17 protein-coding genes are annotated in these 15,916 nt (G+C 55.9%); 16 read left to right on the top strand and 1 reads right to left on the bottom strand.

Features of this window, described 5'->3' with window-relative positions:
- The first annotated feature begins 10 nt into the window (after positions 1-10).
- From CJ260_RS06975 to CJ260_RS06905, 16 genes are all read left to right on the top strand, one after another.
- The gene (locus tag CJ260_RS06975) at positions 11-1,258 is read left to right on the top strand and encodes a glutamate-5-semialdehyde dehydrogenase (RefSeq protein ID WP_095629676.1); all 1,248 of its coding nucleotides are present in this window, start codon (positions 11-13) and stop codon (positions 1,256-1,258) included.
- Entirely contained in the window at positions 1,258-1,419 is a 162-nt protein-coding gene (locus CJ260_RS12960; RefSeq protein ID WP_162860315.1) for a hypothetical protein, read from the top strand. Before CJ260_RS06975 ends, CJ260_RS12960 begins: the two co-directional genes overlap by 1 nt.
- Positions 1,406-2,047, top strand: a complete 642-nt coding sequence (gene nadD, locus CJ260_RS06970; protein ID WP_095629675.1) for a nicotinate-nucleotide adenylyltransferase — start codon at positions 1,406-1,408, stop codon at positions 2,045-2,047. Before CJ260_RS12960 ends, nadD begins: the two co-directional genes overlap by 14 nt.
- Positions 2,005-2,607, top strand: a complete 603-nt coding sequence (gene yqeK / locus CJ260_RS06965) for a bis(5'-nucleosyl)-tetraphosphatase (symmetrical) YqeK (protein ID WP_095629674.1) — start codon at positions 2,005-2,007, stop codon at positions 2,605-2,607. The genes nadD and yqeK overlap by 43 nt, the downstream gene beginning before the upstream one ends.
- Positions 2,600-3,607: an LCP family protein gene (locus CJ260_RS06960; RefSeq protein WP_233127916.1), complete on the top strand. Its 1,008-nt coding sequence runs from the start codon at positions 2,600-2,602 to the stop codon at positions 3,605-3,607. The genes yqeK and CJ260_RS06960 overlap by 8 nt, the downstream gene beginning before the upstream one ends.
- Before the next feature lie 27 nt (positions 3,608-3,634).
- The gene (gene rsfS, locus CJ260_RS06955) at positions 3,635-4,012 is read left to right on the top strand and encodes a ribosome silencing factor (RefSeq protein ID WP_087477497.1); all 378 of its coding nucleotides are present in this window, start codon (positions 3,635-3,637) and stop codon (positions 4,010-4,012) included.
- A gap of 1 nt (position 4,013) precedes the next feature.
- Complete coding sequence (locus CJ260_RS06950) at positions 4,014-4,880, top strand: S1 RNA-binding domain-containing protein (protein WP_095629673.1); 867 nt, start codon at positions 4,014-4,016, stop codon at positions 4,878-4,880.
- 285 nt (positions 4,881-5,165) lie between these two features.
- The gene (locus CJ260_RS06945; RefSeq protein ID WP_233127915.1) at positions 5,166-5,780 is read left to right on the top strand and encodes a hypothetical protein; all 615 of its coding nucleotides are present in this window, start codon (positions 5,166-5,168) and stop codon (positions 5,778-5,780) included.
- Positions 5,781-5,948: 168 nt separating this feature from the next.
- Positions 5,949-6,989, top strand: a complete 1,041-nt coding sequence (locus CJ260_RS06940) for a rod shape-determining protein (protein ID WP_087477495.1) — start codon at positions 5,949-5,951, stop codon at positions 6,987-6,989.
- A gap of 2 nt (positions 6,990-6,991) precedes the next feature.
- Positions 6,992-7,912 carry a rod shape-determining protein MreC gene (gene mreC, locus CJ260_RS06935; RefSeq protein ID WP_087477494.1) on the top strand — a complete coding sequence of 307 codons (921 nt, stop codon included), beginning with the start codon at positions 6,992-6,994 and terminating at the stop codon, positions 7,910-7,912.
- Positions 7,909-8,418, top strand: coding sequence for a rod shape-determining protein MreD (gene mreD, locus CJ260_RS06930; protein ID WP_095629671.1), 510 nt, complete (start codon positions 7,909-7,911; stop codon positions 8,416-8,418). The genes mreC and mreD overlap by 4 nt, the downstream gene beginning before the upstream one ends.
- Before the next feature lie 16 nt (positions 8,419-8,434).
- Positions 8,435-10,306: a penicillin-binding protein 2 gene (mrdA, locus tag CJ260_RS06925; RefSeq protein ID WP_095629670.1), complete on the top strand. Its 1,872-nt coding sequence runs from the start codon at positions 8,435-8,437 to the stop codon at positions 10,304-10,306.
- A 39-nt stretch (positions 10,307-10,345) separates the two neighbouring features.
- The gene (locus CJ260_RS06920; RefSeq protein WP_095629669.1) at positions 10,346-11,350 is read left to right on the top strand and encodes an AAA family ATPase; all 1,005 of its coding nucleotides are present in this window, start codon (positions 10,346-10,348) and stop codon (positions 11,348-11,350) included.
- Between the two features lie 12 nt (positions 11,351-11,362).
- Positions 11,363-12,463, top strand: coding sequence for a rod shape-determining protein RodA (gene rodA / locus CJ260_RS06915; protein WP_095629668.1), 1,101 nt, complete (start codon positions 11,363-11,365; stop codon positions 12,461-12,463).
- Between the two features lie 18 nt (positions 12,464-12,481).
- Complete coding sequence (locus CJ260_RS06910; protein ID WP_095629667.1) at positions 12,482-14,371, top strand: TIGR03960 family B12-binding radical SAM protein; 1,890 nt, start codon at positions 12,482-12,484, stop codon at positions 14,369-14,371.
- The gene (locus CJ260_RS06905) at positions 14,346-15,056 is read left to right on the top strand and encodes a TIGR03936 family radical SAM-associated protein (protein ID WP_095629666.1); all 711 of its coding nucleotides are present in this window, start codon (positions 14,346-14,348) and stop codon (positions 15,054-15,056) included. Before CJ260_RS06910 ends, CJ260_RS06905 begins: the two co-directional genes overlap by 26 nt.
- A 72-nt stretch (positions 15,057-15,128) precedes the next feature.
- Here the strand turns inward: CJ260_RS06905 and CJ260_RS06900 are convergent, their stop codons facing one another.
- Positions 15,129-15,860, bottom strand: a complete 732-nt coding sequence (locus CJ260_RS06900; protein ID WP_095629665.1) for a type I 3-dehydroquinate dehydratase — start codon at positions 15,858-15,860, stop codon at positions 15,129-15,131.
- Positions 15,861-15,916: the final 56 nt, after the last annotated feature.

Raw genomic sequence — 15,916 nt, 5'->3', positions numbered from 1 at the left:
AGGGATTGCTATGGAATCAGAAGTATTAGTCAAAGCCAGAGCGGCTAAGGCCGGGGCACAGGAGCTGGCCCTGGTCGGTACGGATACGAAAAACAAAGCCCTGGCGTATTTAGCCGACGAGCTGGAACGGCAGGCCGCCTATATTATAGAAGCCAATCATCTTGATATTGCCGCGGCACGGAACAACGGCATGAGTGAAGCCATGCTGGATCGTTTGAAGCTGACAGAACAGCGGATTCACGACATGGCTGCCGGCGTGCGCCAGGTCATCGAGCTTCCCGACCCGGTCGGCCGCTGCCTTGAAGAATGGGACCGGCCCAACGGGCTGCATATCTGCAAGGTAACGGTTCCGTTGGGCGTCATCGCCATCATTTACGAATCGCGGCCCAACGTCACCGTCGACGCCGCGGCCCTGTGCATCAAGTCGGGCAACGCCTGCGTCCTCCGCGGCGGCAGCGAGGCCATTCATTCCAACACGGCTTTGGTCGCCGTTATTAAGGAGGCTCTCAAAGCGGCGGGCCTCAATCCCGACGTCGTAGGGCTGCTGGAAAATACAGATCGGGCCTTGGTAAAGGAACTGCTGACCCTGCGTCAGTACATCGACCTGGCCATTCCCCGCGGCGGCGCCGGCCTCATCCGCATGGTCGTCGAAACGGCGACGGTTCCCTGCGTCGAAACGGGAAGCGGCGTCTGCCACGTCTACGTCGACAAGGACGCCGACCTGGACATGGCCGTCCGCATCATCGAAAACGCCAAGGTGTCCCGGCCGTCTACGTGCAACGCCATGGAAACGCTGCTGGTTCATGAAAGCGTATTGGCCCCGCTGATGAAAAAGCTCGTGCCGGTCATGAAGCAGGACTGCGTCGAAATGCGCGGCGACGACTTGGCGCGCAGCGTCGACAGCGCCGTCCTCGCCGCAGAAGAAGCCGATTGGGAAACGGAATACAACGCCCTCGTCATGTCTATCCGAACCGTATCATCTCTGGACGAAGCGCTGGCGCACATCCGCCGCTACAGCACGCATCATTCTGAAGCCATTGTGACGGACAATCCGGAAACGGCTGAAGCTTTTCTGCGCAGCGTCGATTCGGCGGCAGTGTACGTCAACGCATCGACGCGGTTTACCGACGGCTTTGAATTCGGCTTCGGCGCAGAAATCGGCATCAGCACGCAGAAGCTGCACGTCCGCGGCCCCATGGGGCTGGAAGCCCTCGTATCCTATAAATACGTCGTCCGCGGTCAGGGCCAGATCCGGTAATGAAGCGCGTCGTGCAGGCCTACATGCGGACGCTGCGGCAGTACCTGTCAGCGCCGAAGACTCGCTATGAATACAAGCACTACGCCATCTGGCTGTTGTTATACGGCCTGACGCTGGCGCTGGTGTGGGGAGGAATTTATCTGTACCATGGAAATCACTAGGCTGGGGATCATGGGGGGAACTTTTAATCCCATTCATCTGGGACACCTGATGATCGCCGAAGAAGCGCGGCAGACCTTTCATCTCGACAGGGTGCTATTCATCCCTTCGTACATAACGCCCAATAAAAATATAGACGGCGCGACGGCGGAGCAGCGCCTGGCCATGACCAGGCTGGCGACGGCCGACAATCCCTATTTTGCCGTCAGCGATTTGGAAATACGCCGCAAGGGACGGTCGTACACCGTCGATACGCTGCGCTTTTTAAAGGAATTTTACGGCCCGTCGTATATTTTGTATTTTATATCGGGAACCGATACGATACAGGATCTGCCGCAGTGGTACAAGCCGGAGGAAATCCTCTCGCTGTGCCAGTTTGTCGGCGCGACGCGGCCTGACGGCACGCAGTCCATCGGTCAGGTCGTCGAGCATTTCGGCGAGCTGGGAAAGCACATTTTAAAGCTGACCGTGCCGACTATGCAAATCTCTTCGACTGAACTGCGGCACCGTATACGCAGCGGACTGTCCGTCCGATACATGATGCCCAAAGTCGTTATAGAATATATCGAAAAACATGGAGTATATCAATGTACAGCGAAGAACTCAAGACAACCATTAAAGAACATTTAAAAGCGACGCTGAGCCAGCACCGGTACCAGCACGTACTGGGCGTGGCCCAGGCGGCGCGCCAGCTGGCCGAGAAGTACGGCGGCGATGCCGATCAGGCCGAGGTCGCCGGCCTGCTGCACGACGCGGCCAAGCAGATGGATCTGCCGGCTATGCAGAAGCTGGCCTGGCGTAGCTTCGGCAGCACCTTGCCCGATACGATCGTCTCTATCGGCAGCCTGCTTCACGGCTACGCCGCCGTGACCATAGCCCGGGAGCAGTACGGCATTGACGACGCCGACCTCCTGGCGTCCCTGGCCCATCATACGACGGGGGCCGAGCATATGAGCCTCTTGGAAAAAATTATTTTTATGGCCGATTATATCGAGGTCAACCGCGATTTCGACGGCGTGGACAAGCTGCGCCGCCTGGCTGCGGAAGACCTGGATAAAGCCGTGCTGGCCGGCTACGATTCGACCATATTCCATCTGCTGGAGCAGGGCAAGACGATTTACGTCGGCACGGTGACCAATCGGAACGCCCATATTTTGTCGATGAAGAAGGATCGGACCCATCATGGATAAGAAGAAATGGTTTCACCGTCCGAAGAAAAAGCATGCCATGCCGGGCGAACGGGAGCGGCGCAAAAAGCTGCTGCACCTGCTGGCGGGCATCGTCGCCGTCGCAGCCGTCCTGTTCTTGTCCGTGACGGCGTGGCGGCACTACCAGACGTCCCGGGCCGAGCAGTTTCAGAACCGCCTCGACGCCGTGCAGAACGGCGCGTCTGGTTCCTTTGAGCAGATCAGTCCCGATACGCCCCTGTACGTACTGGTCATCGGCCGCGACGGCAACACGCCGCAGCAGGTCAACTTCGTCGGCCTGGCGGCGGTCAATAAGGAAAAGAAGCATATCGATTTCATCATGCTGCCGGACAATACGAAGATTGAAGGCCGCAAGGAAAAGGGGATTCAGGAGCTTCAGGACGTGTATACCGAAGGCGGCCGGACGCTCGTTCAGGCCGTCGTGGAAGATATGTTCCACATTCCCGTTCCTTTTTATGTCGAATTTTCTGAAGATACCTTCGTGAAGATGATCGACATGAGCGGCGGACTGCCCATGTATGTAGAAGAAAACATGTACCACGCCGACGAAACGGGCGCGACGGATATCAACCTGTTTCAAGGGTATCAGACCCTGACAGGGCAGGAAGCGGCAGGCTACATGCGCTACATCGACGAAGACGGCTACCTGTCGCGAACCCAGCGGCAGGAACGGCTGGTCAAGCTGTTTTACGCCGACCGGCAGCAGCACTTCGGTATTTCCAACATGCTGTTTTTATACCGCTTCTGGAACAACGTAGATTCGAATATTTCCGCAAAGGATATAGCGGCCCTGGCCTTCAGCTTCCGCCACGTGCCGGCTGAAGACATTCATTTTTATATTTTGCCCGGCGAAAATACCAACGACGGGGCGACAGGCGGCAAAACGCTGTGGAGCTACGACCCCGTAGAAGGGCAGAAAATCATCGGCGCGACGAACAACGCCATCGCGCCGGCGCCCGAACCGCCCAGCAACACGCCGTAAGGCAGAGTCAGAGAAGGAGAACACAGAATGCCAATTACCATAAAGACAACGAAAGAAGAAAGAGAACTGAAAAGCTATGAAATTGCGGCCCAGGCCGCTAGTGACAAAAAGAGCTGGAACATCGTCATCCTCGACATGGAACAGTCGTCCATGATGGCCGATTATTTCGTCATCTGCAGCGCCCGCAACAACAAGCAGGCCCAGAGCATTGCCGACAACATTGAAGAAGAAATGGAAAAGCATGGCTACGACGTGCGCCACGTCGAAGGCTACCGCGAAGGCAAGTGGATACTCATCGACGCCGGTGAAGTCGTGGCTCACGTATTTGTCGAACAGGACCGCAGCTACTATGATTTGGAAAACTTGTGGTGCGACGCCGAACGGATTCCGTTCGAAGGTGAGTAAGATGCAGGTACTGCAGGAAAACAGCATTGCCACGCTGGAAGTATTGCGCACCAGCGACATGGGCGTATTTTTAAACGGCGGCACGGGCAATACGAACGACGACATACTGCTCCATAAAAATCAGCAGACCGAAGAGGTCCATGTCGGCGACAAGGTTACGGTCTTCTTGTATCATGACCCGTCGGGCCGCCTGACGGCCAGTATGCGCCTGCCGAAAATCAAGGTCGGCCAGATCGGCTATGCGCCGGTCATCAACACGACGCGCTTCGGCGCCTTCGTCGACGTCGGTACGGAGCGGGGCATCTTCATGCCCTTTGCCGAAATGAAGGGACGCCCCAAGGAAGGGGAATACGTATGGGTTAAGCTGTATGAAGACAAGTCCCATCGCCTGGCCGTATCTATGGAAGTAGAAGACGAAATGCGCCGGGCCTCCAGGGCGGCGACGGACGCCAAGGTCGGCGACTGGGTCGAAGGGGCGGTCTACAACATGACCGACCAGGGAGCCTACCTCATGACGCGGGAACGGTGGATTGCCTTTCTGCACCGCAGCGAATTCAGCGGCCCCATCCTCATCGGCCAGATGGTCAAGGGGCGCATCACGTACCTGCGCGAAGACGGCCGCATCAACATTTCCCTGCGCCAGACCAAGGAAAACGCTATCAACCCGGACAGCGAAAAAATCCTGGCCTTCCTCAAGCAGCGGAAGGGGAAGATGCCCTATGGCGACAAGACGGCGCCGGCGGTCATCAAGACGAAGTTCGGCCTGAGCAAGGCCGCGTTCAAGCGGGCCCTGGGCCATCTCATGAAGGAACAGAAAATCTACCAGCAAGAAGGCTGGACGTACTTAAAAGAAGATACGGAAGAATAAGACGCGGCGCGGCGCTGAAACCGGACCCGGCAGAGGGAAGGCTTTCGACGCCGCTTTTGCGTTACTAGCCATAATTAATGTATAAGAATAAAATATTTTAAGTGAAATGCTTATAGAAGGCGAGATGATTTTATGAATTTAATGAGAGGATTTGAGGATGTCTTTTCTATGATTTCTATAGGGTGTTATTTCTGTCTTATACTATCTGCAATTTGCCACTTTCTAGATAAATTCTATCCCAATTTATCTAGAAAAGATAATAATCTTATGTATATGATTCTATGTATGATACCTGCTAGTATAGTAGTGGCAATGTATATAATTTGTTATGTATTATCTTTAGAAGCTTTATTTTATATTTCTGGGATGACAATAACGATCTGTTATTGCATCTATAAGGTGATTGCTAAAAGAAAAAGAAAGCTGTCAAATAAAGATTTTTCCATCAATGGTCTTTGTCTTGCTGATAAATTTTCTGAAGATACTTCTAAAATGATACTAGGACAAATAAAAAGAAACGATTATGTTAGAAGTGGAATTGAAATTGATAAATCTAGAATGACTTATTATTTTGATGATAGCTGCATCAACGTATGCAATGGAAAAATATATCATTTTTCAACTTTCAAAAAAGGAATATCTTCTTCTAGAGGGATAGTAATTGGATTATCTACTCTTTCTGACGTAAAACAACTGTATGGGAATGCTAATGAAATAAGACTTCCATTGACGGTGGGAAATATAGAACCTGCAATAGAGTATTATTGTATATATAAAAATAAAAATATATTTGATTATGATCAAGATAGAGAGTTGGAATTTGGAGTAGATAAAAAGGGATTAATTATTTATATGAGCGTATCTATGGATGAACTTTACTTATATTATGATAGCAAATAACTTTTTTTATCAGGATTAATATATAAAAAACATAATAAAAAAATAAATCCTTTAATTATTTGAATAAAAGAATATAGAAGATATTTAATAATATGAAATATAGTGCGAAAATCGCCTTGGTGTGCTAAAATATGAAGATGATTACATAGTATAGGAAAGGGTTTTGGCATGGCTTCGATTTTTTCTCCATTAACTAAAAATATAGGTATTGACTTGGGAACGTGCACGACCCAGGTCTACGTAGAAGGGCGGGGCGTCGTCTTTTCCGAGCCTTCCATCGTGGCGACGGACGAGCGGAACCGCAAGCTCGTAGCCATCGGCAACGGGGCGGAAAGCATGCTGTCGAAGTCGCCGGAAACGGTGAAGATCCATCGGCCCCTGCTGAACGGCGTCGTCGCCGACTACGGCGTGACGCGGACGATGCTGGGCTATATCCTCAGCAAATGCGTCCGCAGCGTCCAGCGCCTGCGCATCATGGTCGGCGTGCCGGCTGCGGCGTCCAACGTCGAAAAGAGGGCCGTCATGGAAGCCGTCTATCAGGCCGGAGCCAAGGAAGCCTACCTCGTCGACACGGCCGTTGCCGCGGCCATGGGCGTCAACATGCCCGTATACGATCCCGTAGGCAACATGGTCGTTAACATCGGCGGCGGCACGACGAATGTGGCTATCCTTTCCTTGGGCGGCATCGTCGTGTCCAAGTCCATTCACCTGGGCAGCCTCGATTTCAATGAAGCGATTAAAGATTACCTGCGCGGCCAATACGATATCGTCACCGACGACATGACCATTGAAGAGATGAAGATTACCAACGGCTCGGCTGTACTGCCTCTGGAAGACCGGGGCTATTACTTCACAGGCCGGGGCCTCGACGACGGACTGCAGAAGGAATGCGCCGTCCAGGCCAGCGAGCTCTATCAGGTCATCGGCAGGCCCCTCATGAAAATACTCGACTTGGTGCGGTCGGCCCTTCAGGAAACGCCGCCGGAGTTGTCGGCCGATATTATGGAGCACGGCGTCGTGCTGACCGGCGGCGGCGCCAAGCTCAAGGGCATGGAACAGCTCTTTTCTCAGGAACTGGGCGTTCCCGTCGTCCTGGCCGCCGAGCCGGAGCTGGCCGTCGTGCGGGGCATCGGCATCGCCGTAGCGGAACGGGAAAAGCTGGCCCCGGTCATTGAAGGAGCGCAGCGCATTTATAGGAGGAGATTTTAAAATTGTTTTCGTTAGGTAAAAAAAGCGTCGTCATCGTGCTGATACTCTTTGTCCTCATCGCCGTCGTCGGCTGGGCCTGGCGGCAGCGCGAATCGCTGCCCTTCGTAGCCAAGCCGCTACAGATGGCTGCGGCCCCCTTTGAATACGGGGCGAGCCGTATCATGAATTCCTTGGCGTCGGCTTTTCACATCGTCGATATTAGTTTAAAAAACCGCATTGAATGGGAAGCGCTGGAACGGGAAAACGCCGAGCTCAAGAGCCGCACTGTCGACTACGACGAGCTGGTGGCCGAAAACGACCGCCTGCGTCAGCTCCTCGACTTCCGCGCATCCCACGGCCAATACCAGATGGTTGCCGCAGTCGTCATTTCCCGTGATTACGGTACGTGGAGCAACACGATGATCATCGACGCCGGCACGAACGAAGGCGTCGCCAAGGACATGCCCGTCATTACGCCGAGCGGCGTCGTCGGCTTTATCAGCGAGGCCTATCCCCATTCGGCCCGCGTCCAGCTCCTGACGGACCCGCGCACCAGCATCGGCGCTATCGTACAGCGGCCGGAATCGCGCGTATCGTCCGTCGTCCGCGGCAACGGCAACGTGCCGTCGGAACCACAGTTCGTCAACATCGCCAAAGACGCGGATATTCTGGAGGGCGATACCCTCGTCACGTCGGGCTTCGGCTCCATTTATCCCAAGGGATTGTACGTCGGCACCATCGTGTCGATTCACCAGAACGACAACGATTTCGTCAAATACGCCGTCATCCGTCCCAGCGTCGACTTCTCCAAGCTGGAAGAAGTATTCGTCATCTTGAAATCGTCTGATACCGGTTCGTACGACAAGCCCGGCGTCGCGCCGAAGCTCGTTCCCCAGACGAACCGCGATAAAGTAGAAGGAATCAAAGGAGCGGCAGCCTTATGAAAAAGCTGAGTTGCCTTATGACGGCGTTCATCGTATTCATCCTGCAAAGCTCCGTCCTGCCCTTTGTATGCGACGGCATTACCCAGCCGAACCTCGTATTTCTCTTCGTCGTCCTCATGGCCCTTCATTACGGCCAGCGCGTCGGCGTCGTTACGGCCCTGATTGGCGGCGTCTGCCAGGATGTGGTAATCGGCAATTTCCTGGGCGTCCACCTGCTGCCGTATCTCGTCATCGCCTTTGCCTGCAGCTACATAGGCCGCGGCATCGACAAGGACCAGTGGATATTGACGGAGCTCATCGTCCTGGGAGCGACGGAGTGCTGCCTGATTCTGACCTGCGCCGTCCTGTTTATTTCCGGCCAGTTCATCAACGGGGCGTCCTATTTGTTTGAATTCAGTATTCCCATGCTGGCGTATCACGGCATACTGGCCCTGCCGGTAGACCGCGTCGTCTGGCGGCTGCGCCGCGACGAGTTGTACTACGGCCACATGGGATATCGTTGGTAGATGGAGGAACGCACAGATGCTTGAAGCGTTAATGAAAAAAAAGAGCGATGACGGCCGCTTCCGGTATTTGTATTGGGTCATCATCGCTATCTTCGCCATACTGGTCTGCCGGCTGGCTTATTTGCAGCTCGTAGAAGGGGAGTATTACCACTCCCTGGCCGAAGGAAACCGGCTGCGGGCCGTCCCCATCGCGGCCATGCGCGGCGTCATGTACGACCGGAACGGCCAGATTCTCGTCGGCTCGCGGCCCAGCTTCATGGTGACCTACGTACCGACGAAGGACGGCATGTCCGACGCGGAGCTGAACGAATTGTCGCAGCTGCTGAATATCCCGGAAGCCAAGCTGCGGGAAAAAATAGATAAAGTAAAGAGCTCTTATATCCCGACGGTCCTGGCCAACGACCTGACCCAGGATATTGTCACTAAAATTGAAGAACGGCGCAACGAGCTGCCGGGGATTTCCATCGACGTCCAGCCGATCCGCTACTATCCGTACAATGAAATGGCCGCTCAGATTTTCGGCTACGTCGGACAGATAGACGAGGACGACCAGCAGCGCCTCGAAGGGCAGGAAGGCGTGTCCAATATCACCCAGATCGGCCGGGCCGGCCTGGAAGCGTACTACGACGACCTGCTCCGGGGCAAGGACGGCGGCCGGCAGGTCGAAGTCGACGCTACGGGCAGTCCGGTCAAGGAAATGGAACGAAAGAATCCCGTAGCCGGTCACAACATTCATTTGACCATCGACCTGAACCTGCAGCAGGCGGCGGAAAAGGCTATGGACTCTCAGATTGCCAACGGCATCGGCACGGCGGGCATCGCTATGGTCGCCCTGGACCCCAATACGGGAGCCGTGCTGGCTATGGCCAGCCGCCCGTCGTACAATCCGAACTGGTTTACCCGGGGGATTACGGAAGCCGAATGGTCCCAGATCAACGACAATCCCTATCACCCCATGGAAAACCGGGCCATCGCCGGCGAATATCCGCCGGGCTCGCCCTTTAAGATCATTACCGGCGCCGCCGCCCTGGAACTGAAAAAGGTTACGCCTGACGAATTGATCTTCGACAGCGGCCGCCACTGGCTCGTAGACATGCGCAATGCCGGCGGCGAAGCCCTGGGCTGGATTAACTTTACCGAAGCCTTGTCCAAGTCGGACAACGTATATTTCTATGAAATGGGCCGCCGCGTCGGCATCGACAAGCTGGCGGAATACGCGGCCATGTTCGGCATGGGCAAGAAGACGGGCATCGACCTGCGCGGCGAGTCGTCGGGCCTCATTGCCAGCGAAAAATACAAGATGGATACCTTTGGCGAAGACTGGTATCTGGGCGATACGTTCAACTCGGCTATCGGCCAGGGCTTCCAGCTCGTCACGCCACTCCAGGCGGCCCTGATCGTCAGCGAAGTGGCCAACGGCGGCATCCAGTACCGTCCCTTTTTGGTCAGCCGCATCGACAACCTCGACGGCACGCCGTACAAGATTTTTGCGCCGGAGCAAATCGGCACCTTGTCCATTTCCCGGTCGACCCTCGATTTGATCCGCGAAGGCATGCGCAATGTTACGGAAGAAGGGACGGCGGGATATATCTTCGCCGATTTCCCCATCCAGGTCGCCGGCAAGACCGGCACGGCTGAAAACTACAGCGGCCAGGACCACGGCTGGTTCGTAGCCTACGCGCCTTTCGACCATCCGCGCATCGTCATCGCCGTTCTCGTCGAACAGGGCGGGTACGGTTCCAGCGCGTCCGCGCCGATTGTTAAGGAAATGCTGGAAGAATTTTTCCACGTCGGCAAATACGCCGCCGGCATGCCGAAGGACGAAGAGAAGGACCAGAAGGCAGGCGCCGACGGAGCGGCGGCCCAGGACGCCGAGCCGGCAGAATAGGATTTGTAATTTCGTATTGTACAGAAAGGAGTCGTTCTCATGTCAACCATCATAGCTATCGCCTCGGGTAAGGGCGGCGTCGGCAAGACGCTGGTCACGGCCTCCCTGGCTATCGCCCTGCAGCGCCGCGGCCATTCCGTACTGGCCGTCGACGCCGATATGGGCCTGCGCAACTTAGATCTCATGTTTGGCATGCAGGACGACGTCCTGTACGATATAGGCGACGTCATCAAGGGACGCTGCCGCGCCGGCGAAGCCGTCATGACTGTTGCCGGCAAGCTGGACTTTTTAGCGGCCAGCCAGAAGCATACGTGGGAAAAAGTCGACGCGCCGACGTACCATTATATCGTCGAAACCTTGTCTAAAGACCACGACTATACCCTCATCGACTGTCCGCCGGGGCGGGGGCGGGCCTACAAGGACGCCACGGCCATTGCCGACCGCATTTTCTTCGTCGTCGAGCCGACGTGGTCGTCTATGCGCGACGCCGCCCGGGTCATGCAGTTCTGCAACAAGCGCAAGCGCTTCAATTACGACGTGCTGTTCAATAATTTCTACAGCGGCGTACCCGGTTACGTGCCGGTGCAGGATATGCTGCAGATGTTAAATCCCGAAACCGTCGCCGGCATTCTGCCTCACGACCCGGCGGTGCACCGGGCGGCCCACGAGGGCTGTCTCCTGCATGCGGCGGAGAGCCCCTTTATGCAGGCCCTGGCCCAGACGGCGGCTTACGTCGAAAGGGGAGCAGTTCCGAACATCGACAGCCTGACGGCCCTGCTGCCGACGGCGGAAGGAGCGGGCGCAGCGGAAAGAGAGTGCCTGCCCGTCGCCGACGAGGAAGAAAAAGAGTCCCTCGGCTGCATGAAGGCCCTGGCCGTAGCGGAGCTGCAGAAAGCGGCGGCTATTCTGAACGGCACAGCGGCCGAACCCGAAGAAGAACCAGAAGAAGACGCGGCAGACGAGGATATCTCTTGCCGGCCCAGGGGCCTGTCCCTACGGCGGCGGCGCGACCAGTCTGCGGCCTGGCGACATTATCGCCGATAGGAGTTCCTATATATGTTGAAAAGAGAATGGAAAAATTTAGATAAAGTGCTGCTCGTCGTCAGCTTTCTCATCATAGGCGTCAGCTTATGCATTATCGGCAGCGCCACGCACATTAACAAAGGCATCATCAATTACGATTTCGTCATCCGTCAGGGCATCGGTTTTATCATCAACCTGGCCATTGTCCTGTTTTTCTGCCATTACGATTACACGCGGCTCAAGCGCTTCGCCAAGCCCTTGTACGTCGTCAATCTGCTCATGCTGCTGGCCGTCATGTTTGTCGGCACGTCGGCCTTAGGGGCCCAGCGGTGGATTCAGGTCGGGCCGATTACGGTGCAGCCGTCGGAATTTGCCAAGATCATCATGATCGTCTGCACGGCGGCCTTGCTGTCGGAACGGGTCGGACAGCTCAATACGTTCCGCAGCGTGCTGCCCGTCGGTTTATTCATCGGCATTCCCTTCCTGCTCGTATTGAAGCAGCCCGACTTGGGGACGAGCCTCGTCTTTTTGGCTATCGGCTTGGGCATGGTCTTCGTATCGCGCATTAAGCTGTCCCTGCTGCGCAATATCGCCGCCGTCGGCGTCGTCCTGGCGCCTATTGGCTGGCACTTCCTGAAGGATTACCAGAAGGCCCGCATTACCGTATTTTTGGACCCCAACGCCGATCCCTTCGGCGCGGGCTATCATATCATCCAGTCTAAAATTGCCATCGGCTCGGGCATGCTTTTCGGCAAGGGCCTGTTCCAGGGCTCCCAGAGCCAGCTGAACTTCCTGCCGGAAAACCATACGGACTTCATCTTTTCCGTCATCGGCGAAGAGCTGGGCTTTTTAGGCTGCGTATTTCTGCTGTTTTTGTATTTCGTGCTCATTTACCGCGGCCTCATGATCGCCAAGGAGTGCAAGGACCCCTTCGGCATGCTTTTGGCTACAGGCGTCATTTCCATGTGGACCTTCCAGATTCTGGTCAACGTCGGCATGACCTGCGGCATCATGCCGGTCACGGGGATTCCGTTACCCTTTATGAGCTACGGCGTCAGCGCCCTGACGACCAATATGGTAGGCCTGGGGATTTTGCTCAGCGTGTACATGCGCCAGCAGACTATGATTTTTTAGCGATTAGGAGGAAATTCAGTGTCCCGTACTGTTTCGATAGATCCGATTTTGCTCAGCAAGGTCAGCAAGCCGGCCCGCTACGTCGGCGGCGAATGGAACAGCGTCGTCAAGAACCACGACGACGTAAAGCTGACCGTTGCCTATTGTTTTCCCGACGTATATGAAGTAGCCATGAGCCATTTAGGCCTGCGTATTCTTTACGCCCTGCTCAACGAGCGGGACGACGTGGCGGCCGAGCGCGTCTACGCGCCGTGGCCCGACATGGAAGAGGTCATGCGCCAGAAGGGCTATCCCCTCTTTTCCCTGGAGACGAAGACGCCTGTCGCCGATTTCGATATGGTCGGCTTCACCCTTCAGTATGAAATGAGCTTTACCAATATCCTGAATATGCTGGATTTGGCCGGCATTCCCCTTTTTTCCAAGGACAGGGGAGAGGATATGCCCCTCGTCGCCGCCGGCGGTCCCTGTGCCTACAATGCCGAGCCTTTGGCCGATTACGTCGACGTTTTCTTCCTCGGCGAATCGGAAGAGTCGACGCAGCTGACGGCCGATACGATTATCGCCTGGAAGGAGCAGGGCAAGCCCGGCGGCAAGAAGGGGCTGCTGAAGCAGCTGGCCCAGCAGCAGGGAAACTACGTACCGGCCTTTTACGACGCCCAGTATGACGAGCAGGGGAATTTCCTGGGGCTCGTGCCGACGGAGCCGGAAGCGAAGGAACACATTGAAAAATGCGTCGTCGCCGACATGGAGAACGCCTTTTTTCCGACGAAGCCCCTCGTGCCGAATATCGACATCGTCCATAACCGAGCCGTCCTCGAATTATTCCGCGGCTGCAGCCGGGGCTGCCGGTTCTGCCAAGCCGGCATGCTGTATCGTCCTGTCCGGGAAAAATCGCCGCAGCGCCTCGTGCAGCTGGCGAAGGAAATCGTCGCCAATTCGGGCTACGACGAAATCTCCCTCATGAGCCTCAGCTCGGCCGACTATTCCTGCCTGCCCGAGCTGGTCGACATGCTGCTGGAAGAATTTAAGGATCAGAAGGTCAGCGTCAGCCTGCCGTCGCTGCGCGTCGACAGCTTTTCCGTCGATATTGCCAAGAAGGTCCAGCAGGTCCGCAAGAGCGGCCTGACCTTCGCGCCCGAAGCGGGGACGCAGCGCCTCCGCGACGTTATCAACAAGGGCGTGACAGAGGAAAATCTCCTGAAGGCCTGCGAAAACGCTTTCCAAAACGGTTGGTCTACAGTCAAGCTGTACTTCATGATGGGTTTGCCGACGGAAACAGACGAAGATTTGGCTGGGATTGCCGACCTGGCCTATAAGGTGTTGAACCTGTACCGCACGGTGACGAAGAAGAACAACGGCAAGGTCACCGTGTCCGTGTCGAGCTTCGTACCCAAGTCCCACACGGCCTTCCAATGGTTCGGCCAGCTTCCCGTTGAAGAAATTCAGCGCAAGCAGGCCTATTTGAAGAGCCTCATCCGGGATAAGCATATTTCGTACCACTACCACGACGCCAAGACGGGCTATTTGGAAGCGACCTTCGCCCGCGGCGACCGCCGCATGGGCCAGGTCCTCTACGAAGCGTGGAAGCTGGGCTGCAAATTCGACGGCTGGACGGAGCTGTTCGACTACGACAAGTGGATGGAAGCTTTTGCCAAGGCTGGCGTCGATCCCGATTACTTCGCCGCCCGCCAGCGCGATGTGAACGAGCCCCTGCCGTGGGACCACCTGAGCAACGGCGCGTCCAAAGCCTTCCTCCGACGGGAATGGCAGAAGGCCGTAGGCGGCGAGCTGACCCACGACTGCCGGCATCTGAGCTGTACGGGATGCGGCGTATGCCCGAATTTAGGCGTAGAAATTATCGACAGAAAGGAAGGTGCCGGCCGTGGAAAGACTGCGTTTAGCTGTTAAAAAGGACGGGGCTCTGCAATTTTTGTCCCACCTGGATTTTGCCCGGGCCGTCCGCTACGTTATCATCCGGGCCCGCCTGCCCATTGCCTATTCCGAAGGCTTTAATCCCCACATGAAGCTGAGCTTCGCTTCGGCTCTCGGCGTCGGCGTAACGGCCGACGAAGAATATCTGGATATGGAGCTGCGCGAGCGCCTGCCTGTAGAAGGCGTCGTCGAGAAGATGAACGCCCAGTCGCCGGACGGCTTTGTCGTCCTGGGCGGTAAATACGTCGACGCCAGAGCGCCTAAGCTCATGGCGATGGCCAATTACGCCGTGTATCGCCTGACCGGTCCCATACAGGACGGATACGGCGACGATGCCCTGCAGCAGGCTCTGCAGGCCTTCAACGATGCCTCCGACGTCATGTACGAAAAGGTATCTCCTAAGGATGCACGCAAGGTCCGCCTCATCAACGTGAAGCATCACGTCGTCGAACCTCTTTCCGGAAAGACTGACGGCAAAACGCTGACCCTGCGCATCGGCATCCTGCAGACTGATGAAGGGGCCGTCAAGCCCCAGCAGGTCTGGGAAGTGCTGGGCAAGCAGTTCGGCATTCCCTTGGACGCGGACATGATGCTGGCCCGCCGCATCGGCATATACCACCGCCGGGGCCGCCAAAACCAGTCCCTCTTTGAAACGATATAATCCTATGAAAAAGGCGCCTTGCCGGCAGCTATGATACGCTGCGGCGAGGCGCTTTTTGTATGGCTATCTATGTTATTTTGCCTGAAGAATGTCGTGCAGTTCGGCGATGGACAGTCTGTCTTCCGTTTCTTCCGGCGCGGCGTAGAGGATAGGCGACGAGAAGGTGTTGCCGTTTTTGAGGGCTTCTTTCCCGTATGAACCTCTCGTTTCGATGATGAACTGCGTGTCCTCATGGACGGCCTCACAGCTGTGCAGGCATTCCATGATTTCCGCCAACTCTTCGTCCGACTGGGGAGAGCAGATGATGTGGTAGGCGAAAATATCTTCCGATACGACGGAGAACAGCTTGTCGGCAAAATCCGATTCTGAAAAGGGGCCATCGCAGCGGATGGTGAGGATAGGCATGATGTCGGCTTCCGTCGCTTCGTCGGCCAGCTCGTCGATCTTGTCTATGTCTAGCGTCGATTCGATTTCCACGGCATCGATGAGGCCCGTGCGGATGGCGAAAAATAAGATGTCGTAGTAGTCGTCCTGCGTCTGGTAATATTCCGGCAGCTCGGTCATGGGGCAGGAAAAGACGACCCGCTGGTCGCGGAGCGGACTGGTGATGAGGAGCAGGGCATTGCCGATTTGAGAGAAATTGCTGACGCCGTTAAAGGTTGCGGCATTGAATTCGATGACGTCGGCCGGATATTCCGACAAGGCGCGGACGGCGTTGCTGAGCTCTTCGATCGTTTCGCCGCGCAGGGTGAGGCAAAGCTGCGGATGGGACTCGCGCAGGTGCAGGCCCGGTAATTGAGACATGACGATAACCTCCTTTTAAATGGCGGGATATACAAAAAGCAGCCTTTACGGCTGCT

It is taken from the genome of Megasphaera sp. ASD88 (assembly GCF_002287425.1).
Classification (GTDB): Bacteria; Bacillota; Negativicutes; order Veillonellales; family Megasphaeraceae; genus Megasphaera; species Megasphaera stantonii.
Note: the sequence above shows the minus strand (reverse complement) of the source record. Positions and strands in the feature narration are given on the sequence as shown.

Coding starts and splice junctions, on each gene's coding strand:
- CJ260_RS06975 (WP_095629676.1), top strand. CDS start 11: ATGGAATCAGAAGTATTAGTCAAAGCCAGAGCGGCTAAGGCCGGGGCA.
- CJ260_RS12960 (WP_162860315.1), top strand. CDS start 1,258: ATGAAGCGCGTCGTGCAGGCCTACATGCGGACGCTGCGGCAGTACCTG.
- nadD (WP_095629675.1), top strand. CDS start 1,406: ATGGAAATCACTAGGCTGGGGATCATGGGGGGAACTTTTAATCCCATT.
- yqeK (WP_095629674.1), top strand. CDS start 2,005: ATGTACAGCGAAGAACTCAAGACAACCATTAAAGAACATTTAAAAGCG.
- CJ260_RS06960 (WP_233127916.1), top strand. CDS start 2,600: ATGGATAAGAAGAAATGGTTTCACCGTCCGAAGAAAAAGCATGCCATG.
- rsfS (WP_087477497.1), top strand. CDS start 3,635: ATGCCAATTACCATAAAGACAACGAAAGAAGAAAGAGAACTGAAAAGC.
- CJ260_RS06950 (WP_095629673.1), top strand. CDS start 4,014: ATGCAGGTACTGCAGGAAAACAGCATTGCCACGCTGGAAGTATTGCGC.
- CJ260_RS06945 (WP_233127915.1), top strand. CDS start 5,166: ATGATACCTGCTAGTATAGTAGTGGCAATGTATATAATTTGTTATGTA.
- CJ260_RS06940 (WP_087477495.1), top strand. CDS start 5,949: ATGGCTTCGATTTTTTCTCCATTAACTAAAAATATAGGTATTGACTTG.
- mreD (WP_095629671.1), top strand. CDS start 7,909: ATGAAAAAGCTGAGTTGCCTTATGACGGCGTTCATCGTATTCATCCTG.
- mrdA (WP_095629670.1), top strand. CDS start 8,435: ATGCTTGAAGCGTTAATGAAAAAAAAGAGCGATGACGGCCGCTTCCGG.
- CJ260_RS06920 (WP_095629669.1), top strand. CDS start 10,346: ATGTCAACCATCATAGCTATCGCCTCGGGTAAGGGCGGCGTCGGCAAG.
- rodA (WP_095629668.1), top strand. CDS start 11,363: ATGTTGAAAAGAGAATGGAAAAATTTAGATAAAGTGCTGCTCGTCGTC.
- CJ260_RS06900 (WP_095629665.1), bottom strand. CDS start 15,860: ATGTCTCAATTACCGGGCCTGCACCTGCGCGAGTCCCATCCGCAGCTT.